Origin of the sequence: Eikenella sp. HMSC061C02 (genome assembly GCF_001809035.1) — a bacterium.
In the GTDB taxonomy this organism is placed as follows: domain Bacteria; phylum Pseudomonadota; class Gammaproteobacteria; order Burkholderiales; family Neisseriaceae; genus Eikenella; species Eikenella corrodens.
On the sequence record NZ_KV795535.1, the window covers coordinates 1 to 24,349 of the forward strand.

General features: G+C 56.5%; 24 protein-coding genes and 1 pseudogene. 16 read left to right on the forward strand and 9 right to left on the reverse strand.

What is annotated here, in order from left to right; translation table 11 throughout:
* Positions 1 to 297 precede the first annotated feature (297 nt).
* The 11 genes from HMPREF2541_RS02415 (at position 298) to HMPREF2541_RS02465 (ending at position 12,590) form a co-directional block, all read left to right on the forward strand.
* A complete protein-coding gene (locus tag HMPREF2541_RS02415) occupies positions 298 to 501 on the forward strand; it encodes a cold-shock protein (RefSeq protein WP_003822547.1) in 204 nt (67 codons plus the stop codon).
* A 255-nt stretch (positions 502 to 756) separates the two neighbouring features.
* Positions 757 to 2,217 (forward strand): DegQ family serine endoprotease, encoded by a 1,461-nt coding sequence (locus HMPREF2541_RS02420; RefSeq protein WP_070541558.1) that lies wholly within the window; start codon positions 757 to 759, stop codon positions 2,215 to 2,217.
* Between the two features lie 87 nt (positions 2,218 to 2,304).
* The gene (locus tag HMPREF2541_RS02425) at positions 2,305 to 4,248 is read left to right on the forward strand and encodes an ATP-binding cassette domain-containing protein (protein WP_070541561.1); all 1,944 of its coding nucleotides are present in this window, start codon (positions 2,305 to 2,307) and stop codon (positions 4,246 to 4,248) included.
* Between the two features lies 1 nt (position 4,249).
* Positions 4,250 to 4,759, forward strand: a complete 510-nt coding sequence (locus HMPREF2541_RS02430; protein ID WP_049258449.1) for a hypothetical protein — start codon at positions 4,250 to 4,252, stop codon at positions 4,757 to 4,759.
* 92 nt (positions 4,760 to 4,851) lie between these two features.
* On the forward strand, positions 4,852 to 5,928 hold the full coding sequence (prfA, locus tag HMPREF2541_RS02435) for a peptide chain release factor 1 (RefSeq protein WP_070541564.1): 1,077 nt from the start codon (positions 4,852 to 4,854) through the stop codon (positions 5,926 to 5,928).
* An 81-nt stretch (positions 5,929 to 6,009) separates the two neighbouring features.
* The gene (locus HMPREF2541_RS02440) at positions 6,010 to 6,717 is read left to right on the forward strand and encodes an aspartate/glutamate racemase family protein (protein ID WP_049258446.1); all 708 of its coding nucleotides are present in this window, start codon (positions 6,010 to 6,012) and stop codon (positions 6,715 to 6,717) included.
* Between the two features lie 45 nt (positions 6,718 to 6,762).
* Entirely contained in the window at positions 6,763 to 7,731 is a 969-nt protein-coding gene (gene rfaE1, locus HMPREF2541_RS02445) for a D-glycero-beta-D-manno-heptose-7-phosphate kinase (protein WP_053093151.1), read from the forward strand.
* Between the two features lie 153 nt (positions 7,732 to 7,884).
* Entirely contained in the window at positions 7,885 to 9,858 is a 1,974-nt protein-coding gene (locus tag HMPREF2541_RS02450; protein ID WP_049258445.1) for a DNA topoisomerase IV subunit B, read from the forward strand.
* Positions 9,859 to 9,925: 67 nt separating this feature from the next.
* Positions 9,926 to 11,206, forward strand: a complete 1,281-nt coding sequence (locus HMPREF2541_RS02455; RefSeq protein WP_070541567.1) for a hypothetical protein — start codon at positions 9,926 to 9,928, stop codon at positions 11,204 to 11,206.
* A gap of 208 nt (positions 11,207 to 11,414) precedes the next feature.
* Positions 11,415 to 12,020, forward strand: a complete 606-nt coding sequence (locus HMPREF2541_RS02460; RefSeq protein WP_049258443.1) for a glutathione S-transferase N-terminal domain-containing protein — start codon at positions 11,415 to 11,417, stop codon at positions 12,018 to 12,020.
* 165 nt (positions 12,021 to 12,185) lie between these two features.
* Positions 12,186 to 12,590, forward strand: a complete 405-nt coding sequence (locus HMPREF2541_RS02465) for a ClpXP protease specificity-enhancing factor (protein WP_070541570.1) — start codon at positions 12,186 to 12,188, stop codon at positions 12,588 to 12,590.
* Positions 12,591 to 12,666: 76 nt separating this feature from the next.
* Here the strand turns inward: HMPREF2541_RS02465 and HMPREF2541_RS02470 are convergent, their stop codons facing one another.
* The 3 genes and pseudogenes from HMPREF2541_RS02470 to dndC all read right to left on the reverse strand — a co-directional run.
* Positions 12,667 to 14,253: an FtsK/SpoIIIE domain-containing protein gene (locus HMPREF2541_RS02470; protein WP_070541573.1), complete on the reverse strand. Its 1,587-nt coding sequence runs from the start codon at positions 14,251 to 14,253 to the stop codon at positions 12,667 to 12,669.
* Positions 14,254 to 14,268: 15 nt separating this feature from the next.
* On the reverse strand, positions 14,269 to 16,185 hold the full coding sequence (locus HMPREF2541_RS02475; RefSeq protein WP_246824966.1) for a DNA sulfur modification protein DndD: 1,917 nt from the start codon (positions 16,183 to 16,185) through the stop codon (positions 14,269 to 14,271).
* Positions 16,184 to 17,029, reverse strand: a pseudogene (gene dndC / locus HMPREF2541_RS02480) (DNA phosphorothioation system sulfurtransferase DndC); the annotation flags it as partial. The gene HMPREF2541_RS02475 and the pseudogene dndC, both read right to left, overlap by 2 nt.
* A gap of 59 nt (positions 17,030 to 17,088) precedes the next feature.
* On the opposite strand from dndC, the gene HMPREF2541_RS02485 reads away from it, so the two are divergent.
* Both HMPREF2541_RS02485 and HMPREF2541_RS02490 read left to right on the forward strand, forming a co-directional pair.
* The gene (locus HMPREF2541_RS02485; protein WP_049258438.1) at positions 17,089 to 17,340 is read left to right on the forward strand and encodes a helix-turn-helix domain-containing protein; all 252 of its coding nucleotides are present in this window, start codon (positions 17,089 to 17,091) and stop codon (positions 17,338 to 17,340) included.
* Positions 17,337 to 17,813, forward strand: coding sequence for a hypothetical protein (locus HMPREF2541_RS02490; protein WP_083296754.1), 477 nt, complete (start codon positions 17,337 to 17,339; stop codon positions 17,811 to 17,813). The genes HMPREF2541_RS02485 and HMPREF2541_RS02490 overlap by 4 nt, the downstream gene beginning before the upstream one ends.
* A gap of 86 nt (positions 17,814 to 17,899) precedes the next feature.
* Here the strand turns inward: HMPREF2541_RS02490 and ylqF are convergent, their stop codons facing one another.
* From ylqF to HMPREF2541_RS02520, 6 genes are all read right to left on the reverse strand, one after another.
* Positions 17,900 to 18,829: a ribosome biogenesis GTPase YlqF gene (ylqF, locus tag HMPREF2541_RS02495; RefSeq protein ID WP_049258437.1), complete on the reverse strand. Its 930-nt coding sequence runs from the start codon at positions 18,827 to 18,829 to the stop codon at positions 17,900 to 17,902.
* 243 nt (positions 18,830 to 19,072) lie between these two features.
* Positions 19,073 to 19,930, reverse strand: coding sequence for an RNase adapter RapZ (gene rapZ, locus HMPREF2541_RS02500; RefSeq protein WP_070541576.1), 858 nt, complete (start codon positions 19,928 to 19,930; stop codon positions 19,073 to 19,075).
* Complete coding sequence (hprK, locus tag HMPREF2541_RS02505; RefSeq protein ID WP_003822238.1) at positions 19,911 to 20,873, reverse strand: HPr(Ser) kinase/phosphatase; 963 nt, start codon at positions 20,871 to 20,873, stop codon at positions 19,911 to 19,913. Before hprK ends, rapZ begins: the two co-directional genes overlap by 20 nt.
* A 14-nt stretch (positions 20,874 to 20,887) precedes the next feature.
* The gene (ptsN, locus tag HMPREF2541_RS02510) at positions 20,888 to 21,334 is read right to left on the reverse strand and encodes a PTS IIA-like nitrogen regulatory protein PtsN (RefSeq protein ID WP_070541579.1); all 447 of its coding nucleotides are present in this window, start codon (positions 21,332 to 21,334) and stop codon (positions 20,888 to 20,890) included.
* Between the two features lie 101 nt (positions 21,335 to 21,435).
* Positions 21,436 to 22,260 (reverse strand): 4-hydroxybenzoate octaprenyltransferase, encoded by an 825-nt coding sequence (gene ubiA, locus HMPREF2541_RS02515; RefSeq protein WP_231105388.1) that lies wholly within the window; start codon positions 22,258 to 22,260, stop codon positions 21,436 to 21,438.
* A gap of 203 nt (positions 22,261 to 22,463) precedes the next feature.
* On the reverse strand, positions 22,464 to 22,973 hold the full coding sequence (locus tag HMPREF2541_RS02520; protein ID WP_049258432.1) for a chorismate--pyruvate lyase family protein: 510 nt from the start codon (positions 22,971 to 22,973) through the stop codon (positions 22,464 to 22,466).
* 92 nt (positions 22,974 to 23,065) lie between these two features.
* On the opposite strand from HMPREF2541_RS02520, the gene HMPREF2541_RS02525 reads away from it, so the two are divergent.
* The 3 genes from HMPREF2541_RS02525 to HMPREF2541_RS02535 all read left to right on the forward strand — a co-directional run bounded on the left by HMPREF2541_RS02525 (position 23,066) and on the right by HMPREF2541_RS02535 (position 24,348).
* Positions 23,066 to 23,542 (forward strand): SixA phosphatase family protein, encoded by a 477-nt coding sequence (locus HMPREF2541_RS02525; RefSeq protein WP_064087672.1) that lies wholly within the window; start codon positions 23,066 to 23,068, stop codon positions 23,540 to 23,542.
* Between the two features lie 3 nt (positions 23,543 to 23,545).
* Positions 23,546 to 23,911: a hypothetical protein gene (locus HMPREF2541_RS02530; protein ID WP_049258430.1), complete on the forward strand. Its 366-nt coding sequence runs from the start codon at positions 23,546 to 23,548 to the stop codon at positions 23,909 to 23,911.
* A 62-nt stretch (positions 23,912 to 23,973) separates the two neighbouring features.
* On the forward strand, positions 23,974 to 24,348 hold the full coding sequence (locus tag HMPREF2541_RS02535; RefSeq protein WP_003822232.1) for a YkvA family protein: 375 nt from the start codon (positions 23,974 to 23,976) through the stop codon (positions 24,346 to 24,348).
* Position 24,349: the final 1 nt, after the last annotated feature.

The following is a 24,349-nucleotide window of genomic DNA, read 5'->3' on the forward strand; positions in this document are numbered from 1 at the left end:
TGTGGAATTTAGGGCTAATCTACGTCAGCCCCAATTATATTCAACCACACGGTGAAATACAAAATAAGGGCAAACGCTCAGATTTCTGTCTTTTTTTTGCGATTTTTAACGTTATTATTCAAACATTACTTGACTGTTAATTCCAGCTGCGCGAAACTTACTCACGCAAGCGCGGCAGGCCGGATAAATTGCTCCGGCTCGGCAGCTGAACAAACCGTTTTACCCAACACAGTCGTTTTCCTGCTTTGCCAACCCTGCTTTTTTCCGATATTTTGTTTTTTAGATAGGATGTATTGTATGGCAACTGGTACTGTTAAATGGTTTAACGATGCTAAAGGCTTTGGTTTCATCACTCCCGATGAAGGCGGCGAAGATTTGTTTGCCCACTTCTCAGCCATCAACATGAATGGCTTCAAGACCCTGAAAGAAGGCCAGAAAGTTTCTTTTGAAGTAACCACCGGCCCGAAAGGCAAACAAGCCTCTAATATCCAGCCGGCCTAAGTAGCCGCTTATGTAAAAAGACAGGTAATCGCCTGTCTTTTTGTGCTTTCAAATATCCCAGTCTGCTTCGGCAAAGGCTACCTGAAAACACATCTCAACAAGATCACAGCCTGATATAGCAAGTTTTTAGCCTGCTACAACCACACACTCCCAATACACCCCGCCAAAGCAAGAGCCACCCAGCCCGGCATAGCTAAATAAATGCTTTAGTTATACAATGCTTCCCTTGCCTGCCGATACAATATTATTGCCACCATGCCAAATACCACCCGCTCCATCCTTCCCCTTCTGCTCGCCCTGCTGCTCTTAGGCGGCTGCGGCAAAGAAGAAGCCCCAGCCGGCAATTCTGAGTTTGTCCGCACCGTGAGCGCGCCCGCAGGCGGTACCGATATGCTGCTGCCCGATTTCACCAAACTGGTCGAACAGGAAGGCGGCGCCGTGGTTAATATTCAAGCCAGCCGTACCAATGAAAACACCACCTTGGCTAGTGGCGAAAACGATATCGACCAGCTGCCTGAAAACGATCCCTTCTCGGAATTTTTCAAACGCCTGCAGCCCAGCCAATCCGATTTAATCGAGCCCGGCGACGACGAATATAATTTCGGCTCCGGCTTCCTCATTAGCTCCGACGGCTACATCCTCACCAACACCCACGTCCTCAGCGGCATGAACAGCATCAAAGTCGTGCTCAACAACCGCCGCGAATACACCGCCCGCCTAGTCGGCTCCGATACCCAAACCGACATCGCCCTCTTAAAAATCGACGCGCAAGGCCTGCCCACCGTCAAAATCGGCGACCCCAAAACCCTGCGCGTAGGCGAATGGGTAGCCGCCATCGGCGCACCTTTCGGCTTCGACAACAGCGTAACCGCCGGCATCGTTTCCGCCAAAGGCCGCAGCCTGCCAAATGAAAACTATACCCCTTTCATCCAAACCGACGTGGCCATCAACCCCGGCAATTCCGGCGGCCCGCTGTTTAACCTGCGCGGGCAAGTGGTGGGCGTAAACTCCCAAATCTACAGCCAATCCGGCGGCTTTATGGGCATCTCCTTCGCCATCCCCATCGATGTGGCCATGAATGTAGCCGACCAGCTGCGCCGCAACGGCAAAGTTGAGCGCGGCCGCATCGGCGTGGTCATTCAAGAAGTAAACTACGACTTAGCCAAATCTTTCGGCCTCCAAGCCGCCAACGGCGCGCTGATTTCGCAGGTAACTCCTGGCGGACCCGCCGACAAAGCCGGCCTCCAGCCCGGCGACATCGTGCAAAGCGTGAATGGCGAAAACGTGAAAGCTTCCAGCGACTTGCCCGTGCTTGTCGGCATGATGCCGCCTGGCACCCAGCTCACCCTCGGCATTTGGCGCAACGGCAAACGCGAAGAAGTCCAAGTCACCCTCGGTTCTAGCAACACCGGCAGTACCGATGCCGGCAACCAATCTGGCAGCGGTACCAATGCCGATAACGGCAGCGGCTTCACCTCCGAGCCTACCGGCCTGCAACTGCGCAGCCAAGGGCAAGGCCTCTTGGTTTTGCAGGTTGAAGGTGCCGCCCAACAGGCTGGTCTGCGGCGTGGTGACATCATCCTAATGGTAAACCGCACCACCGTGAGCGACGAAAACAGCTTCAACCAAGCCCTCAACCATGCCGACCGCACCGTCGCCCTACTCATCCAGCGCGGCAACAGCAAGCTGTTTTTAGCGTTGGAATTACACCGTTAGCCGACCCACATAGCAAAGGCTACCTGAAAAATATTTTTCAGGTAGCCTCTTCATCTAAAAAATTCAGATTCCCACATATCAAACAATATGATAGAAATCAACCGCCTCACCCTGCAACGCGGCAATAAAGTCCTGCTCGAACAAGCCTCCGCCCGCATCACCCCCGGCCGCCGGGTCGGCCTCATCGGCAAAAACGGCAGCGGCAAATCCAGCCTGTTTGCCCTGATTAAAGGCGAAATCGGTGCCGATGCCGGCGACATCCGCCTGCCCCCGCATTGGAAACTCGCCGCCGTGGCACAAGAAACCCCCGCTCTGGAAATCAGCGCACTGGATTACGTGTTGCAAGGCGATGCCGAGCTGCAAACTTTTCAGGTAGCCCTCAAGCAGGCCGAAGCGCAAAACGACGGGCACGCCATTGCCGAATGCCACGCCAAGCTTGAAGAAATCGACGCCTACAGCGCTCCTGCTCGCGCAGCCAAGCTATTAAACGGGCTTGGGTTTAGCCAATCTGAACACAGCCGCCCCGTTAAAGCCTTTTCCGGCGGCTGGCGCATGCGCCTCAACCTTGCCCAAGCCCTCATGTGCCGCGCCGACCTGCTCCTGCTCGACGAACCCACCAACCACCTCGACCTCGAAACCGTGTTGTGGCTGGAAAGCCACCTCGCCGCCCTGCCCTGCACCCAAATCATCATCTCTCACGACCGCGACTTCCTCAACGCCGCCACCAACCACACCATCGAGCTCGCCCAACGCCAGCTGCACAGCTACAGCGGCAACTACGACTTCTACCAGCAGCAACGCGCCCAACGCCTTGCCAACCAACAGGCCGCCTACGTTAAACAGCAGGCGCACATCCAACACCTCCAATCCTTTATCGACCGCTTCAAAGCCAAAGCCACCAAGGCCAAACAAGCCCAAAGCCGCGTAAAAGCCCTGGCCAAACTCGAGCTCGTCGCCCCTGCCCACCTCGACAGCAGCTTCAGCTTCTCCTTTCCCCCGCCCGAACACCTGCCCAACCCCCTGCTCAAGCTCGAACAAGTCGATCTCGGCTACGGCGGCCACACCGTCCTGCACCAAATCACCCTCTCGCTCGAGAGCGGCGCCCGCCTCGGCCTGCTCGGCGTCAACGGCAGCGGCAAATCCACCTTCATCAAAGCCCTTTCAGGTAGCCTCGAGCCCCAAAGCGGCCAAATCATCCGCACCGACAAACTGAAAATCGGCTACTTCGCCCAACACCAGCTCGACACCCTGCGCGCCGACCAAAGCCCGCTCTGGCACATCCAGCGCCTCAACCCCGAGGCCAAAGAGCAAGACATCCGCAACTTCCTCGGCGGCTTCGACTTCGCCGGCGACATGGCCATCCAGCCCATCACCGGCTTTTCCGGCGGCGAAAAAGCCCGCCTCGCGCTGGCCGTTATCGTGTGGCAGCAGCCCAACCTGCTCCTGCTCGACGAACCCACCAACCACCTCGACCTCGATATGCGCCACGCCCTCACCGTGGCCCTGCAAAGTTTCCAAGGCGCGCTCATCGTCGTTTCTCACGACCGCAGCCTGCTCGAAGCCACTACCGACAGCTTCCTCCTCATCGACCAAGGCTACCTGAAAACTTTCGAAGGCGACCTCAACGACTACCGCCGCCTGCGTCTGGCCCAAAGCAACCCAGAAACCGCCCCACCTCCTTCTGCTGCCGGACAAAACCGCAAAGACGAAAAACGCCTCGCCGCGCAAATTCGCCAGCAACGCGCCCAGCGCGGCAAACCCATTCAGCAGAAAATCGAGAAAGCCGAACAGCTCATGGCCAAACTCAGCACCGAGCAAGCCGAATGCGAAGCCTTTCTCGCCGATGAAGAAGCATATAAGGAACACAATAAAGCCAAATTGCACCAATACTTAGCCAAAACAGCCGAAGTCAAAGTACAATTAGCACAAATAGAAGAAGACTGGCTCGCCCTGCAAGAACAACTTGAAGCCGTGTATCAAGCCGTCGAACAGGAATTTTCCAGCCAGCAATCGTTAGAAAAGGGAAAATAAAATGCAGAAAACTACGCTACTTACCATTTTCGCCCTAAGCTGCCTCAGCGCAGCCGCCGGCCCCGTTTATTCCTGCGGTAACGGCAGCTACAGCAGCAAACCAGGCCCCGGCTGCCAACGTGCCGACCTGCCCACTATCGGCCGCTATAGTGCCGCCCGGCCGCGCCCCACGCCTGCGCCCGTTGCCGCCGCACCCGCTCCGCAGCGCGCCGCTGCCGCCGGCAGCCAGCAAGCCGCCGTATATCGTGCGCCCACCCCGCAGCCCGTGGCTGCAGCCGCCCCATCAGGCCGCACCAATAGCGGCCGCCGCATGATTCTCGAGCAAGAGCTTGCCAACGAACGCCGTGCCCTGGCCACCGCGCAAAGAGCGCTCACCGAAAGCCGCACCATGCCCAAAGGCGACGGCGCAGCCTACCAAGCGCACCAAGCCCGCGTGAGCAGCCTGCAAAGCGACGTGCTCGACCGCCAGCAAAACATCCAAGCCCTGCAGCGCGAACTCAGCCGCATGTAGGCACGGCGGCAAACCCAGCCGCATTTGCTATAATCCTTTTCAGGTAGCCTCTATCGCTTGAGGCTACCTGAAAATTGTTTGAAAGAGCCCACATGAAACCCTCCGTTCTAGACAAACTCCAATCCCTCTCCGATCGGCTCGAAGAAGTAACCGCCCTGCTCAGCACCCCCGAGGCCACTGCCGACATCAACCGCTTCCGCCAGCTCAACCAAGAGCATGCCGAGCTCACCCCCGTGGTAGAAGCCTACCGCCAATACCGCCAAGCCGAAAGCGACCTTGCCGACGCCGAAGACATGCTTGCCGACCCCGAAATGAAAGACTTCGCTGCCGAAGAAATCGAGGCCGCCAAAGCCAAAATCGAAACGCTGGATACCGAGCTGCAAAAACTTTTGCTGCCCAAAGACGAAGACGACGGCAAAAATATTTTCCTCGAAGTCCGAGCCGGCACCGGCGGCGATGAAGCCGCCCTGTTTGCCGCCGATTTGCTGCGCATGTACACCCGCTATGCCGAGCGCAACCGCTGGCAGGTCGAAATCGTTTCCGCCAACGAAAGCGATTTGGGCGGCTACAAAGAAGTCATCGCCCGCATCGCCGGCATCGGCGCCTACGGCCGACTCAAATTTGAAAGTGGCGGTCACCGTGTGCAGCGCGTGCCCGCCACCGAAAGCCAAGGCCGCATCCACACCTCCGCCTGCACCGTGGCCGTGATGCCCGAAGCCGACGAGCTCGAAGAAATCCAGCTCAACCCCGCCGAACTGCGCATCGACACCTTCCGCGCATCCGGCGCCGGCGGCCAACACATCAACAAAACCGACTCCGCCATCCGCATCACCCACCTGCCCACCGGCATGGTGGTGGAATGCCAAGACGGCCGCAGCCAGCACGCCAACAAAGCCCAAGCCATGAAGGTGCTCGCCGCCCGCCTGAACGACAAACAAAAGCGCGAAGCCCAGGCCAAAGAAGCCGCCGAACGCAAATCCCTCATCGGCAGCGGCGACCGCAGCGAACGCATCCGCACCTACAACTACCCGCAAGGCCGCGTTACCGACCACCGCATCAACCTCACCCTGCATAAGCTCGACTTCGTGATGGACGGCGATATGGAAGAAATCACCAACGCCCTGATTGCCGAACACCAGGCCGAACTCCTGGCCGCGATGGGCGAATAAGTTTTAACGCTGCCGGATTGCATTTTCAGGTAGCCCGTACTGCCCACAGGCTACCTGAAACCCATCCGAAAGAAAGACCGCATGAACACACTCGGCATCATCGGCGGCATGTCGCCCGAAAGTACCGCCGCCTACTACACTCAAATCAACCGCCTCATCACCCGGCAAAAAGGCGGCAACCACAGTGCGCCCATCCTGCTCGCCAGCGTGGAATTTCAAGAAATCGTGGATTGCCAGCAGCGCGGCGATTGGCACAAAGCCGGCGAAATCCTCGCCCAAGCCGCCCGTACTCTGGAGCAGGCCGGCGCAGACGCCGTCCTTCTGGCCACCAACACCATGCACAAAGTTGCCGCCCCGATACAGGCCGCCATCGGCGTGCCCTTCCTGCATATTTTAGACAGCGTGGCCGAACGCATCCGCACACAAGGCATCCGCACCGTCGGCCTGCTCGGCACACGCTTTACCATGCAGGACGCGTTCTACCGCGAGGGTCTGGCCGAACGCGGCATCCAAGCCATCGTGCCGGATGAAGGCGCACAGGCCGAAATCCACCGCATCATTTTCGAAGAGCTCTGCGTGGGCAACTTTACCGAAAACAGCCGCCGTTTCTATGTGCAAACCATCGAACGGCTGGCCGCCCAAGGCGCACAGGGCATCATCCTCGGCTGCACCGAAATCGGCCTGCTGGTGCGCCCCGAAGATACTGCCGCGCCGCTGTTCGACACCACGGAAATCCACGTGCAGGCCGCTGCTGAGTTCATTTTGCAGCCTGCCCAACATAGATCATGATTTTCAGGTAGCCTGCCCACCCCATTCATTAAGAGGTTAGCCATTATGCCAACATTGCCTGCCAACCTAATTTCGCTCCTCCAATCCGCCCGTGTGCTGGTGGTGGGTGACACCATGCTCGACCGCTACTGGTTTGGCGAAGTGGAGCGTATTTCCCCCGAAGCCCCTGTGCCTGTGGCCAAAATCGAACGTATGGATCAGCGTGCCGGCGGCGCCGGCAACGTGGCGCGCAACATCGCGGCCCTGGGTGGGCAGGCAGCCCTGTTGTCGGTGGTTGGCCAAGACGAGGCTGCCAACGAACTGGAAAAAATCGTTCAAAGCAATGGCGTACAAACCTTTTTAGAACGCGATGAAACCATCGACACCACCGTCAAACTGCGTGTGCTGTCGCGTAACCAGCAGCTTTTGCGCATTGATTTTGAAGAGAAGCCCAGCCAAGACGTGCTGGATCGGCTCAACCGCCGTTTCCGCAGCCTGCTACCGGACTACGATGCGGTTATCCTTTCCGACTACCGCAAAGGCTGCCTGTTTCAGGTAGCCGATATGATTGATTTCGCCCGCGATCACAATAAACCCGTGCTGATCGATCCCAAAGGCGACGACTACGAAAAATATGCCGGTGCCAGCCTAATCACCCCCAACCGCAACGAACTGCGCCAAGTGGTCGGCTCGTGGGAAAATGAAGCCGATCTCACTGAAAAAGCCGAAGCCCTGCGCCGCCACCTGCAATTAAACGCCATCCTGCTCACCCGCAGCGAAGAAGGCATGAGCCTGTATGAGCCCGACCACATCAGCCACCAGCCCACCCGCGCGCAGGAAGTGTTCGACGTATCCGGCGCGGGTGATACCGTTATCGCCACCGTGGGCCTCGGCCTAGCCGCCAAACTGGATTTGCGCCAAGCCATGCACATCGCCAATGCCGCCGCCGGTGTGGTGGTAGCCAAACTCGGCACCGCCGTGTGCAGCCAGGCCGAACTGCTCGCCGCCTTGCAGCAAGATGTTGAGGCAGGCTAAAGCCCAGCCCCATTCCCAACACAGGCTACCTGAAATTTTGTTCCACTCGTTTTCAGGTAGCCTGTTTCTTGTAGGCCCGGCACAGCTTGGATAGCCATAAATCGCCAATCCTAATATGCTAAAATAGGCCGGATTTAAAACGTGAACACACCCATGACCAAGCAATACTCAGAAAGCAGCATCAAAGTCCTCAAAGGCCTGGAGCCGGTGAAAGAACGACCCGGCATGTACACCCGTACCGACAGCCCCACCCACATCTGCCAGGAAGCCATCGACAACGCTGCCGACGAAGCGCTGGGCGGCTTCGCCAGCCGCATCGATGTGGTAATCCACGAAGACGGCTCGCTTTCCGTATCCGACAACGGGCGCGGCATTCCCGTGGGTCTGCATCCAGAAGAAAACGTGCCCGTGGTCGAGCTGGTGTTCACCCGTCTGCATGCCGGCGGCAAATTCAACAAAACCAGCGGCGATGGCGCTTATGCCTTCTCCGGCGGCCTGCACGGCGTGGGCGTATCCGTAACCAACGCCCTCTCCCGCCGCCTCGAAGTGGCCGTGCGCCGCGAAGGGCGCGAATACCGCATCGCCTTTGCCGGCGGCGACGTGGTCGAGCCCTTGGTCGAAACCGGCAAATGCCCCGCCAAAGACAGCGGCACCACCCTACGCATCTGGCCCGATGCCCGCTACTTCGAAAGCCCCAACTACGACATCGCCGAAATCGAACGCCTGCTGCGGGCCAAAGCCGTGCTGCTGCCCGGCGTAACCGTTTCCCTCACCCGATGGCACAACGGCCTGCCCGAAACCCAAACCTGGCACTACCCCGACGGCCTGGAAGGCTACCTGAAAACCCTGCTGGCCGGGCAGGAAAACACCCTGCCCCTGCTTACGCTGCAAAACCATGTTTCAGGTAGCCACCACGGCGATTTTGCCGACGGCGAAGGCGTATCCTGCGCGCTCACCTGGCTGGAAGAAGGCCGCATCACCACCGAAAGCTATGTCAACCTCATCCCCACCCCCGCCGGCGGTACCCACGAAGCCGGGCTCAAACAAGCCCTGTTCAACGCCGTATCCAACTTCATCACCCACCACAACCTCTTGCCGCGCGGCGTGAAAATCCAAAGCGACGACGTATTCAACCGCGTCGCCTTTGTGCTTTCCGTGCGCATGCTCGACCCGCAATTCCAAGGCCAAACCAAAGACAAACTCACCAACCGCGACGCACTCAAACTCGTGGCCGCCCTCGCCGGCGACCCCGTCGAACTGTGGCTCAACCAAAACCTCGAAGCCGGCAAGAAAATTGCCGAGCTCGCCATCAAACAAGCCCAAGAGCGCATGCGTTCGGTGAAGAAAATCGAAAAACGCAAAGGCAGCGGCATTTCCGTGCTGCCCGGCAAGCTCACCGACTGCGAAAGCGAAGACATCCGCGAAAACGAGCTTTTCCTTGTGGAAGGTGATTCCGCCGGCGGCTCCGCCAAACTTGCCCGCGACCGCAACACCCAAGCCATCCTGCCCCTGCGCGGCAAAGTGCTCAACAGCTTCGAAGTGCACCGCGACCAACTCTTCGCCAACACCGAAATCCACGACATTTCCGTGGCCATCGGCGTAGACCCGCACGGCGAAGGCGACAACCCCGACCTCTCCGGCCTGCGCTACGGCAAAATCGCCATCCTCTCCGATGCCGACGTCGACGGCTCGCACATTCAAGTGTTGCTGCTCACTCTCTTCTACCGCCACTTCCCCGAGCTCATCCGCCGCGGCCACATCTACGTTGCCCAGCCGCCGCTGTTCCGTGTGGACGTGGCCGCCCAAGGCAGAAAAAAAACCGCGCGCAAATTCTACGCCCTCGACCAAGTCGAGCTCGAAGGCATTCTGGAAAAACTGCGCAAAGAAGGCCTGCGCGAAAACCAATACTCCATCAGCCGCTTCAAAGGCCTGGGTGAAATGAATCCCGACCAGCTCAAAGACACCACCATGCACCCCGACACCCGCCGCCTGCTGCGCGTGCATATCCCTGAACACAGCAGCGAGCCCACCCACAACGTATTTGTGAAGCTCATGGGCAAGGGCGAATCCGCCCAGCGCCGCAGCTGGATGGAAGCCGAAGGCGACAAAGCCGAGCTGGATATTTAGGCTACTTTCCATTCAACTGAATCAGTCAGCCCCAACTGCCCATTCCCTTTATCCCAGGAATTGCGCGATGAAAACAAACGAAAAACCTCCGGCTACACAGATATTACTGCCTATTCTGATTTTTGCCGCCCTAGGTATGGGTTTGTGGTTTGCCTTTCCTGATCTGCGGGCATCATCCGGCGGGCATGCTCAAGAAAACAATCCTCCTATTACCACCCTCGATGCCTCTGGTATCAGCTTAGGAAAAGAACCGGAACCCATCGCTGCTATCCCGCCCTTGGAAACCGAACCACCCGTTCCACCTCAAGACGACAAGCAGCAACCTGCTGCGCTTGGCAGCTATCCACTTGCCGATCATAGCTGGGGAGATACCTTCAATCCGCAGAAGTCTACGCCTTCGCAAGGCTATTTTGCCTGGTATATCAACACCAACCAGCCTAAACAGGTCATTGGCCGCGAAACGGTAAACAGCATTGCCATCAACTATCCTTTCGACCAATTCCTCAAGATTCCGTCTGAAGACTTTGGCGCCTACTGGGCTGGCCGGCTGCATGTTCCGCAACGCGGGAGCTACCGCATTTCGGCAGACATCAGCTGGGCAAAAATGCGCGTGATGCTGAATCGCCACATCATTGCTGAATCAGAAAACTCAAGTGAAAACCAAATGGTATGGCTCGAGCCTGGCGACTACCTGCTCGAAGTAGAGTACATCAATAATTGGCACACTACCGGCTTCCAGCTTACTGTTGCCCCGGTAATCGAAGAGATGGATAGCTCCGATCTACCTGCCGCCGTGACCGCCAGACAGCTGCCAGCACAAACTGTGGCCTATGCAGTCAGTGTAAATGAGAGCAGCAACAGGAATAACAGCCTCATCCTGCAGACGCCGACCGGCAACACCCCATACATCCTGATTCTAAGTAGTTCTAATGCCGTGCAATGGGACATCCAAGGCCGTGCCCCGGAACTGGTTATCTACAACAACGCAAGCAGCGGCAGTACCGTGCACACGGCCGGCCAGGTGCCGCAAATTGCCTGGAAAAATAGGATACCTTACGATATCACCAACCAAGAAGTCTCCTCTTGCCATTGCACGGTACATGACTTCCACTGCAACAACAGCAGAACCAGCTTGAAGGAGCTTGCTGCCGACATCCGGCAGCTAACCGCTTTCCCGCTGCAAGGCTTCAGCGGCGAATACAGAACCAACTACCTGCCCATCCCGCAAACCATAGTTAATTCTGCCAGCATTGCAAACAATGCCCGCCAACTGCAAGAAATCGAACAGGCCCGCCAAGCTTGTGCCAAACGGAACAATGCCGGATTTGAAGATATGATGCAGCGCTGACACACCGCATCCGGCAACAAAGGCTACCTGAAACATTACTTGCTTTTCAGGTAGCCTTTCATTCCATCTCAAATTTAAATTAATCATATAAACATCATTAAGTTACACCTATTTTCTAGCCATAAAACCACCGACAGGCTATAATACGCGGCTGGCATACGCCGGCAGTCTTGCCAAGCCGGCGACACCGTTTAGGGAGAATACAGTTATGATGGTTTTATACTCAGGCATTACCTGCCCCTTCAGCCACCGCTGCCGCTTCGTGCTATACGAAAAAGGCATGGATTTCGAAATCAAAGATGTAGATATCTTCAACAAACCCGAAGACCTCTCCGTGATGAACCCCTACAACCAAGTTCCCGTATTGGTTGAGCGCGACCTTATCTTGTTTGAGTCCAACATCATCAACGAATACATCGACGAACGCTTCCCCCATCCGCAGCTTATGCCTGGCGACCCCGTGATGCGCGGTCGCGGCCGCCTGGTCTTGTTCCGCATGGAAAAAGAACTGTTCAGCCACGTGCAAAAACTCGAAAGCCCCGATACATCGGCCAAAGAGCAGTCTAAAGCGCGCGAAGCCATCAGCCAAGGCCTTACCCTACTCGCCCCCGCCTTCTCCAAAAACAAATACGTGCTGGGCGACGACTTCTCCATGATCGACGTGGCCATCGCCCCCCTGCTGTGGCGGCTCGACCACTACGGCATCAAACTGGGCAAATCCGCCGCGCCCATCCTGAAATACGCCGAGCGCATTTTCCAACGCGAATCCTTTATCGCCGCGCTCACCGCCGCCGAAAAAGCCATGCGCCGCTAAGCATATAGGCCGTTTGTTTGGAAACCGCTTCCGCGTTGTCTAAACAAGCGGCTTTTAGCTGAAAGCATGATTTTTCATTCCAGGCGGCCAGCCAACGTGCTAAGAAGAAAAGTATTCTAGCGATATGTTTTTCAGGTAGCCTTTCGCCCCACAGGAATCTTACCCATGAATCCCACCCTCAAACCCTACCTCATCCGCGCTTTGCACGAATGGTGCAGCAACCAAGGCCACACGCCCTACATCCAAGTATGGGTAAACGAGCATACCCGCGTGCCCATGCAGTTTGTGAAAGACAACCAAATCATCCTCAATATCGGCGCCACCGCCTGCGCCGGCCTGAACATCGATAACGACTGGGTCAGCTTCACCGCCCGTTTCGGTGGTGTGGCGCACGATATTTGGATTCCGGTCGGCCACATCGGCGCCATCTATGCCCGCGAAACCGGCGAAGGCATGAATTTCGACATCACGCCCTACGAACCCGGCACCCCGCCCCAACCCGAAGCGGGCAACAGCGGCAAAGACAGCAAACCCGCCGGCAAACACAAAGGCCTGAAGCTGGTGAAATAACCCTTGGCACAGCAAAACAAAGGCTACCTGAAAAGCAGTTCGTATGCTTTCAGGTAGCCTCTTAATATCTCTTTAACTACACATTATATCCATGTAAAAACTGTGCTGCGCCGTTATTCCATTTCACCAGATGGTCGCCTTTGGCCGTTAAGTTTTCGGCGCCTCGCTCGCCCAAGATAATCTCTGAAGACTGGCGTTTGCCTGTTTTCAGCGCGATTTTGGTCGGCAGGTTGTCGCGCAGGCGGCCGCTGAGTGTTTTCGCATCGGGGCGTTGCGTTGCTAACAGCAGATACATTCCTGCGGAACGCGCTTTTTGTGCCAGCCGCACCAAATGCCCTTCTGCCTCGCTGCTGACATCGATAAGGTCGGCCAGTTCGTCAATCACGATAACAATATATTTCGGGCGGGCGGGCTGCGGGACTTCTGCAATATCCTTCGCACCATATTCGTCCATCAGACGGTATCGTTTATCCATCTCATCAGCAAAAGACGACAATATTTCAGCAGCTTCTTCCGCATCGCTGACTATGTGCCCCTGCCATAAATTCGGACGGTCTTTGAAGGCGGCAAAATCCGCAGAAACTTTGCAATAACACACAGCGATTTCCGTTTCATCCTGCGGGGCGAGTTCGAACAGGGAAGCCAGCATCGAGCGCACTAGTACCGATTTCCCCGCCCCCGTTTCCCCACCCACCATCACATGCGGCGCGGTGGCGAAATCTTGAAACACGGGTTCGCCGCGTTCGTCCAAGCCGATACACACTGGCAGTTTGAATCGCCGTGCCGATGCACGGTATTGCTGCAAGGCAGTCTGAAACTCATCTTGTCCATATTGCCGCCAGGTATCTTGTGAACGCAGGATGTTGATGTGCCAAGTGTTGGCTTCGCCGCGTATGCGTCCGCAGCGCATTTCGTCATCCCCGATGCCCAATTCGGAGCAGATTTGGCTGTGGTATTTTTCCAAATCCACATAGCGGTCGAACTGTACGCGCAGGCAGTCGTAGCGCACGCCGCCGTATTCGGGCTGTATCGTACCGCCTTTTCCGACTGTTTTGTCCAGTGCGGTTTTGAGTTTGGTGCAGGCTGCATTGAGTGTCCCGACATTTTCTGCATGAAGGCCGTCTGAAAAAGAATTTTTCCCCATGCTGTGCCGTCCGCTGCTGTTTTTAATGGCCAATTCGGCCAATTCGTTCAAAAAGGCCTGCCGTTGTGCCAAATCGTCATCGGGTTTGAATTGTCTGCAACGTTCCCAAAACGCATGCAAACCAAGCGCGCCGGTATGCCACAGGTCGGCAATTAGTTTGTACAAATCATCTTTTCCCGCCGGTTTCCCTTGCCTGATGTGGAACAGGGTTTCGCTCAACAGGGCAAGCCAAAGCCGCGAATGGTCTTGAAAGCAGGTTTGGAAAGAAGGGATGTCGATGCCTTTGGTATCGGGGGCGGCAGTCAAATTTTCCGGCTGGCGAGCCCAGCCTTTGGCAAAGCAATAGCCGATACAGAGTACCGCCCACTCGTAGTTGTTGTCCAGATGCGGCAACGCACCTGCGTGGGTGAGTTTTTCGCGTATGGCTTTGGCTTCGCTGCTGGAAATAATGTGTTTGTCGCTAATCAGGGTATGGAAATAGTCGGAATCCCACTGGCGGTTGTCTGGCAGCAGATACATGTATTGTTCCTTTAATTATTCGAAATAAACATCGGCAGTTACACGTGAACATGCGCCCGCGCTGTCCAGCGATTCGGCTTCCACCAGATAGGTGCGGCCGATATGCGGGTCGAGACGGCGGTACACTTCGGGGGTGATTTCGGTGTCCTGCGACAACAAAATCACCTGCTGTTCCAGCCCACTCCAATGCTTGAACAAACCTTCTCGGTGGCCCTCATCCAAACGTGCCAAAGGGGTATCGATGACAAAGGGGGCAGGATAGTGGGTAACTTCCGCCAATGCCGACACCAGCGACATAATCAGAATTTGCATTTGTCCGGCCGACAAATCGACCTGCGCTTCCCTGCCGTCGCGGCCGTAAAGCCCCATCCTTCCGTCGGCTTCGATGCTGATTTTGTGGATGCGGTCATCGTGTGCAATGGTGCGGTTGATGCGGGTGGCGGTTTCACCGATTTCACCCGCCTTTTGCCGCATTAGAGCATCGGTCAATGCGGCAATAACTTTTTCTACCTGTCCCCCACGGCGCGACTTCACCATCAGCGGGTTGCTGTCGCTGATTTTGTCTTGCAGTTTGCTGACTTCATCCTTTTTGCGCCGGCATTCTTTTTCTTTTTCCAACACGTTGCTTTTCAGGCTGCCCGAACGTTCTTTCAGTATATCGGCCTGCTTGTTCGCCTGTTTGAGCTGTTCCACCAGTTCGTCTTTGTTGCTGCCTTTGAGCAGCTCCAATTCTTCCAAGACTTGTTTTTGTTCGCTCCGCCGCTGTTCGATATCGGCCAGCAGGCTGCCTATCCTTCCTTGTGGCATACCCTGTATGCGGCTGATTTCGTTTTGGATTTCAGCATGGGCGTTTTTCGAGAGATAGTTGTGCTCGATAGTTTCGGCGCAATTTTCAGGCAACGGGTAAAATAATTCGTTCCAGCATTCGGCTACAGCTTCCTTCATCAGCGGGTCTTCCAAAATGGCGCAAGCCGAACGCCCCAATACTTCTTTGACTTTGCCGCTGCCGACAAACGCGCTCCAAAAATCGTTTACCCGTCCCGCAATCTGCTCCCTGCCGGCTTCATGGTGCAGGCGGTTGGCTTCTCGTTCGAGTTTGATTTTTAGCGCGTTCAGGCCGTCTGAAGGCAGGAAGGCCAGCGGCATGGCTTTAACCGCCGCCTTGACCTTCGCATTGAAATCGTCCATTTCCTTCTCCAGCCGTTCCCGCTGCATCAGCAAATCCTGCGAAGTGCGGATGTCGCTGCCGCCGCCGATCTGCTGTTGCAGCCTGCTTCTTTCCGCATCCCAATGCGCCCATTCCTGTTGTACTTTTTCCCATTCTTCACGGAATACATCATATTGCACTTGGGCAGAAGTCAATGCGCTTTCGGCTTTGTCCAAATCTTCCTGCATCTTTTTGCCCGCGTTTTCGGAAATGCAGCGTTTGCGGTAATCGCCAAGGCTGTCTGCAAGCCGCGTCAGCAGGGTTACGCCCAACAGGCCTTTCAGGGCGGTATTGAGCCACATACCCGTGCCGCTGCGTTCTGCAGCCTGCACGATTTTTTCGCCGTCGAAAAAGAAAAACGGCGCATAATCGAACGGCAGGGCGTAAGTGTTGAGATATTTGTCCAATTCGGCTAAATCGACAGGCAGGTAGCGGTCGTCAACCAGCACGTCTGCCCGCGTTTCAGTGCTTTCGCGTTCAAATTGCCTTTTCTCATTGAAATGCCATTTCCGGCGGATTTTCAGGCCGCAAATCTTACCTTGCCGCCGTTGGCGGATTTCAATTTCCAGCTCGATGCGGTATCGGCCGTATTGCGGCGCTGCTTTGTGATGCAGGGCAGCCTGCAGGAAATTCGGGTAATTGACATCTTTGCTGTTCAAGCCGGCCCGCTGCAAATGGCTGACCGCATCCGCGTCATACAGGCACAGGTAAACCGCTTCCAACAAAGTGGTTTTTCCCCGCGTCCACAAAGCCCTGCAGGCTTCTGTCCTTATTGACCACCGTGCATGTCCAGCAGCCGAAGCGGCTGGAATTGGTGCCGCAACCGGGGGCTTCTTCCTGCGACAGCACAATCGGACATTCGCCGCCGGCGGCTTCGCGGTAGAGCTTGATTAAACCGTTGTGCGTGCCGCCCCAGGGCGGGTCGTTGGCCGCAAGGAATTCCCACACGTCGTCGGTACTCAAATCGGCAATCGGTCGGTACACCAGCGCGTTCTTCAAATCGCCGTGCGGGGTCAGGTTGCTGTTTTCCAGATTCTTGTGGCTTTCGATACTGGCCTTGCGGGTGGCGGATTCGTCTTTGCGCACGCCCAGCACGATGATAGCTTTGCCGTTTTCGTTCACCTTTTGCAGGATGTAGCCGCTGGTTGGTTGGATTTTGAGGCGGTCGGTACACCAGCGCATCGAGCGGTTGGGCGTGGGGTAGCCTTTGCCGATGAGTAGCGTCCAAAACGTGTCCTGCAATTTCGGCACGGTGATTTCTCCGCTGACAGGCAGCCTGAAAATTTCGGCGGCGCGCAGGATTTCCGCCAAAGATTGGCGCATGTGTTTCACCACTAGCGGGCTTTCCACAAGCGTGTCGTTGGAAACGAAGAACACCTGCCGCGTCCGCAGCATTGGCGGCAGCGAAAGCAGCATGTCAAACACCAAATGGGCGACAAGGGTGCTGTCCTTGCCGCCTGAAAAGGTAACAATCCAAGGGTAGTGTTGTGTTTCGCTCAAATATTCTTCAGCGATGTTTTGGCGTATATCCTCAAACGGATCGGCTGTATTTATGTGGATAACTTTCATACATTTTCTCATTTGCACCGAAAACAGGTGCATTCGTGATTGTACCTAAAATCGGTGCAATGAAGAACATCCGGCTGTCGGTTCATTCCAAGGAACATACGAAATTGCGACAGCTCCTTATCCGACGACGCTTGGATTTGGGGTTGTCGCAACGTGCGTTGGCGGAACGGATGGATGTGGTGCATTCGTTCGTAGGAAAAGTGGAAACAGGTGACAGACGGATGGATATATTTGAATTTATCGAATACTGTCGGGCTTTGGATTGGGATGCGTCTGAGGTGGTTCGGGGTTTTCAGGAGGGCTCGGTATGATAGATTTACCGGTCTTGTTGAAATATGCAGAACAATTCCGAGGGTTGCATACCAGTTTTACTTATGCGCAAAATCAGTCACCGCACAAATTTATTTTGCTGTACAGCCTGTGTCTTCTATATGCTTCAGGCAGCTTGAGAACAGAGCAGATTAAATTTTCTGACGAATTGTTAATTGAATGGCAGATGGTGTTTCGGAAACAATGGCAGCTGTGGGTAGCGAATGACTACCATCAGGAAAAATTCGGTATGCCGCTTTACCATATGAAGACCGAGCCGTTTTGGCATTTCCACATCAAACCCGATATGGCGGACCTATTTGAACAAAAGAATCGCATGAAGACTCTATCCAGCCTGCGCCAAACCGTTTCAGGTGTAAAGCTTGATTTGCCGCTCGCGCAGCTGCTGCTACAACCCGAAACGCGCCTGGTGCTGCAGGATGTATTATTGGCAAGGTTGTTTGAGATTCTGTAGCAACATGGTAAAGCGATAAACAAAGAAAACAAAGGCTACCTGAAAAGCAGCTTGTATGCTTTCAGGTAGCCTTTGGCATATATCGCCTATTTACCCTTACGCCGTTCGGCCTGCCGCTCGGCACGTTTGGCTTGCAGGCGGGCTTCTTCTTCTCGGGCGGCAGCAAGCCAGGCTTGCCATTGCTCGGGGGTTTCGAGGGTGATGCGGCCGATTTGGCCGTCGCGAAAATCGGTGAGGGTGTTTTCGGCGGCTTTTTGGTAGTTGATGCGGCCACCTCCAAGCAGGGCGCCGCGCCGGCGGCCGATCCATTCGAGCCAGTCGGTGTCTTGCCAGCTTGGGCTCTCTTCCGGGTCGGCTTGGTAACGCGCTTGCAGCTGGGGCAGGTAGTGCTGGCGCAGATAGTTGAGCAGCTCGAGGGCGACGGTTTCTTCGTCCAGCGCATTGCGGCCTACTGCGCCGCTGGCAGCGAGGTTGTAGCCACTTTGGGGGACGATGATTTTCGGCCACAGCATGCCGGGGGTGTCGTAGAGCCAGAAGTCGTCGGCAAGCAGCAGGCGCTGTTCGGTTTTGGTGATGCCGGGTTCGTTGCCGGTTTTGGCGGATTTTTTGCCGATCATGCCGTTGATCAGGGTGGATTTGCCTACGTTGGGGATGCCGCAAATGAGCACGCGCAGGGGACGGTCGATGCCTTGCCGATGAGGAACCAGCGCGCGGCAGGCAGCGGTGATTTTTTGGGCGGCCTGGCGTTCGGAAGCATCAAGGGCCAAGGCGCTGGTGTTGGGCCGGTTTTGCAGTTCGGCCAGCCACACGCGGGTGAGCTCGGGGTCGGCAAGGTCTTGTTTGTTGAGCAGATAGAGCTTGGGCTTGCCGCGTGAGAGCTGGGCCAGCAGGGGGTTTTGGCTGGAGGCGGGCAGGCGGGCATCCAGCATTTCGATGACCATATCGGTGCTTTTCAGCCGCTCGATGAGGGCTTTTTTGGTTTTGTGCATATGGCCGGGAAACCATTGGATGCTCATGATGTTTTCTTTCTATTGGTTTCAGGTAGCCTTTGGCAGGGAAAGGCTACCTGAAAATATTGGGGATACGGGTTGGCGGTGTTGAAACTGATCTTTTTAGCGCTGCAGAAACTCACCTTCCCTCGGAAGTCTCGGTCCGCTCCACAGAAACTCGTCCTCCTGCGGAGGCCTCGTTTTCAGGTAGCCTGTGGTGTTGGGGCTACCTGAAACTCAAACTTCAACCAAAGCAAATATGCTTGGCACTCACGCGCGGTGGGCGGCGGTGGTAGGAAGCTGGCGGTGGCGCACCCACACGGGATAGTCGCGCAGGCGTTCGGCCACGGCTTCGGCCACGAATACGGAGCGGTGCTGACCACCGGTGCAGCCGATGCCGACCACGAGCATGTGTACGCGGGTTTGGCGGGCATATTCGGATAGCCAGCGGTTTAGGTAGCCGCTGATGTCGGCTACCATCTGCTGCACGATTTTAAATTGGGCGAAATAGGCGCGCACAGCTTCGTCTCGGCCGGTGAGTTCGCGCAAGTTTTCATCGTAATACGGGTTGGGCAAGGCACGGGTGTCGAAGAGGAAATCCAAATCCAGCGGCGCGCCGTATTTGAAGCCGAATGATTCGATCACCACCTGCAAACCGCCGTGGCTGAGAGCTAACCACTCCTGGATGCGGAATTTCAAATCGCCGATGCTGTCGTGGGAGTTGTTGATGCAAAAAGCGAAACTCTGCCACGGTTGGAGCATTTGCCGCTCGGCGGCGATGCTTTCGGCCAAGGTAAGGGTGGTGGCGGCGAGGGGATGGCGGCGGCCGTGGCGGTCAAGCCGGCGGATAAGGGTAGCGGTGTCGGCATCAAGAAACAACAAGCGCAGTGGGTGGCCTTGGCGGCGGATGGCACGCAGGCAGTTTTGGATGGTGTCTTGGGGATACGGCAGGCGGATATCGAGGCTGATGGCCAGCTTGCTGATTTTACTGGCAGCAGATTGAGCCACCAATTGTGGCAGGAGCGCGGGCGGAATATTGTCCACGCAAGTGAAGCCCATATCACCGAGCAGTTTTAAGGCAACTGTTTTTCCCGAGCCGGTCAGCCCGCTAATCAGCACTATCCTCATGGCTGCGTTCGTCTTCCCTCAGCATGGCGGTATGGCGTTCTAAAAATTCTTTGGTACTGTCTTTGCCACGCGCCTGCAGAATATAGTTGCGCACCGCTGCTTCCACCAGCACGGCGAGGTTGCGGCCGACGGCCACCGGCAGCGTAACCGAGCGTACGGCCACGTTGAGGATGGTTTCGGTTTCGCTCTGGATGGAAAGGCGGTCGAGCGTTTTCATGTAGTTGTCGTCGGCCAGCGTCAGGTTGATGATGAGTTTAAGCTGCTTGGAGGGCAGCACGGCGGTTTCGCCGAAAATGGTACGGATATTGAGCACACCCAGGCCGCGCACTTCGAGAAAATCACGCAATACGGCCGGGCAGCGCCCTTCTAGCGTTTCCGGACCGGTGCGGTAGAGTTCCACCGCGTCGTCGGCCACCAAGCCGTGCCCGCGCGAAATCAGCTCCAAGGCCAACTCACTCTTGCCCAAGCCGGACGCGCCCATCAGCAGCACTCCGATTTCAAACACGTCCAAAAACACGCCGTGCTTCACAGTGGAGGCGGCCAGCACGCGCTGCAGGTAAATCCGCAGCACGTCCATCAAAAACGGGCTTTCGGTTTTGGAGGTGAGCAGCGGCACGTTATGGGTGTGGCAATAATCGCGCAGCATGAAAGGCACGGGCAGATCGTTGGCCACAATCACCAGGGCGATGCTCAAATCGAAGAGTTCGTCCAGACTCGCCTTCACTTCCCCGGCGGCCATCTTATCTAAATAAGCCACTTCGGCCACGCCCAACACCTGCACTTGGTTGGGATGGATAAAATTCAAATGCCCCACCAGCGCCAACACAGGTTTGTCGGCATCCACGCTGATGCGGTTGTCTGCGCCCGCCGTGCCGGCCGACCAAGCCAAACTCAACTTGGCCTGGTTGTCTTGATAGAGCTTGCGCACGGAGATGCTGGGCATGGGCGTCCTGTTGGTTATGCGGTGAGGATGCGGTGGGCGGCTTCAGCGCTTTCGGCAAGCAAAAGCTGCTCGCGCACGGCTTTATCTGAAAGCTTGATGGCCAAGGCAGATAGCACTTCTAAATGCTCGCCGGAAGCATTTTCCGGCACCAGCAGCACAAACACCAGCGATACCGGCTCACTGTCGGGCGCATCAAAATCCACGGCTTCTTTCAAGCGGATAAACGCGCCGGTGGCCGCTTGCACTTCGGCATGCCGGCCATGCGGGATGGCCACGCCGTGCCCCAGCGCGGTGGTGCCGAGCTTTTCGCGCGCAAACAGGCATTCAAATACAGCTGCGCGGCTCAGGCCGGATTCGCTTTCCAGCAGCAGGCCGGCTTCTTCAAACAGGCGTTTTTTGCTGCTCACTTCCAAATCCAGCACAATATGCGATACGGGCAGGATATTGCCGATCAGGCTCATGGTTACTTCTCTTGCGTAAAAATTCATTAAGGATAGGATTGTACCTGTGCCGCCGCCGAAGGGCAATTTTGTGCCCGGCGGCCAGCTTTCAGGTAGCCTAATCAGCCGCCGCTGTAATGCGCCAGCAAACCGAGCCATAAAGCCCAGCCGATGCGGTTGTTGGATAAGAATACCTTAAAACAGGCTTCCCGGTTGCGGCTGCGGATGGCACGGTATTGGCCGCATTGGTGCCACACCGCGTACACCAGCGCAAGCCAATACGGCCAGCGGGCGTGAATCGCGCAGCCGGCAGCGGCTATCAGCAGCACGAACAGTGCGTGGCACAGCATGGCGGCTTCGGCATCGCGGCGGCCGAAAGTGATGGCCGAGGTTTGAATACCGATTTTCAGGTCGTCTTCCTTATCGGCCATCGCGTAGATGGTGTCGTAGGCCAGCGTCCAGCAGGCATTGGCGGCAAACAGCAGCCAGGCCAGCGGCGGCACATGGTTTTGCACGGCGGCAAAGGCCATCGGAATACCGAAGGAAAAAGCCAGCCCCAAATACAGCTGCGGCAGCGGGAAAAAGCGCTTGGTAAAGGGATAGCTCAAGGCCAGAAACAGCGCAGGCAAGCTCATCAGCTTGGTGAGCGCATTCAATGGCAGCAGGCACAGGCAGGCAGCGGCACACAAAACCAACAACAAAAGCAGCGCCTCGCGCGTGCTCACTTTGCCGGTGGCAAACGGGCGGCTTTTGGTGCGCGCCACCGCGCCATCGAAATTGCGGTCGGCAAAGTCATTGATCACACAACCGGCGCTGCGCATCAAAAAGGTGCCTAGCACGAAGGCAAACAGAATGCCGAAATCGGGCAGCCCGTCGGCAGCCATCCACAGCGCCCACAGCGTGGGCCACAGCAAAAGCAGCGTGCCGATGGGCTTGTCGGCGCGCATCAGTTGCAGGTACACGGCCAGACGCTCGGCTTGCTTCGGGGGGAGGAAAGAAAGAAAAGGCACGGGAGTTCTCGGGGTGTGGTTTCAGGTAGCCTCGAGGCTGCGGCAAAGGCTACCTGAAAAAGAGTGTTACACAATAAAACAGCCGGGTGGAAGCTGATGGTTTAGGCTACCTGAAATACTGTCTGCTGCAAAATACCGCCCTACTCCTCCAAAAACCGCGCCAGCTCGGGCATAAACCCTTCTGTCAGCACCATCTTTTCGCCGTTCAAATCGAATACCGAACGGCGCAGGCAAACGGCTTGGGCGGCTTGTTCTTGTTGCGCAGGCGGCACGGCGGCGAAGGCGAGCGGGCTGCGTTCGGCGGCCAGGCGGCCATCAAACAGGCGTTTGCCCAAAGGCTGCGTGCCGCAAGCCAGGATGCTTGGCCACGCGCCCGCTAAACGGCACACGCTGCGCGCCCACACCACCGGCGTATCATTCAGCAGCAGCCACACCTGGCGCACATGAAACGCATTGTCGGCCAGCTCTTCGCCCGACCACAGTTGCGCCCTTTCGCCCTGAAAGGCTACCTGAACGCGGAAATCCGCGCCGGTGGCCTGCAAGTCCAGGGTGAGCGAGGGTGCCTGTATCAGGCGGCGCAGGGCGGCGGAAACGGCGGGCGGTTCGGGCTGCCAAATCAGCGGCGGCAGGGTGTGTGGAAAGGCTGTCATTTGTTTGTGTTATTGAAACCATGCTTTTCAGGTAGCCTCATAGGCTGCCAAGCATTAAGATGCGAATTGTATCAGAGAATAAGGAAGGCAAGATGAACCTGATTTTATGGCGGCACGCCGAAGCTGAAGATGGCGTACCCGATTTGGAACGCGGCCTCACCGACAAAGGCCGGCAGCAGGCCGATGCGGCTGCCCGGTGGCTGCGGCCGTATCTGAACGACCAAGTAGACGTGTGGGCTTCGCAAGCATTGCGCAGTCAGCAAACTGCCGAAGCGCTCGGCCTGCCCTATGCCGTCAAATCCGAGCTTAATCCGATTAACCACGTGGAAGAGCTGCCCGCGCTGATTGCCGCGCATAAAGGGTCGGATTATTTGATACTGGTGGGGCACCAGCCCTGGCTGGGGCAATTTTGCAGCTATCTGCTCAACGGCGGCTGGCTGGCCAGACAATATTGGACGGTGAAAAAATCCGGTATTTGGTGGTTTGGTGTGAAAAGCGGTGAAGGCGGCAGGCTCTACGCCAAGCTGAAAGCCGCCATGACCCCGCAGCTGCTATTGCCGGAAGATTAAAAGATGCTCAACAAAGCCGAGATTGAGGAAAAAATCTTCTCTATTGATGCAGAGGTATGTACCCATGCCATTTTAGAGATGGTTTTTAACGCCGATCGCGAAGAAGTGGATTGGGTTTCCGCCCATTTGGTAAAACTGAGCGAAAATACCAACCCGACCGTGAGCGGCCTGGCTTTAACCTGTTTCGGGCATTTGGCTAGGCTACACGGATATATGGGCGACCACAGGCGGATTGTTGCGCTATTAGAGTCTTTCCGAAACTCGCCCGTAAGCGAATTGCGGGGCAGGGCTGAAGATGCGTTAGAGGATATTGAAATTTTTTGTAGTAAACCGCAAACGCATCGCTCCGAGCCGACACCCGGAACATAAATCCACTTGAAACCTGCCGCTGCTGCGCCCATTTGTGCCCTATCCAACGCAAGGAGTTTGCTATGAATCAAGACAACCCTGTCCGCCCCGAAGATTTCGTGCCGGAATTCCGCCGTCGCCGTTTTGAGCCGGACGGCTTTTTGCGCAAACTGCGCCGTTTCGCGCTGCGGCTGGGGCGGCCGGTGGTGGAGCAGCTGTATGCGCTGTATTTCCTGTTTCAATCGCCCGCCGTGCCCAAACGCGCCAAGCTGATTATCGTGGGCGCGCTGGTGTATTTCGTCAGCCCCATAGACAGCATCCCCGACCTGCTCGGCCCGTTGGGCTTCAGCGACGACATTGCCGTGGTCACGCTGGTATACGCACAAATGAAGGATTATCTGACAGAGGAAATCAAAATCCGTGCCCGTGCTGCGGCGGAGCGGCTGGTGCGGAAGTAGG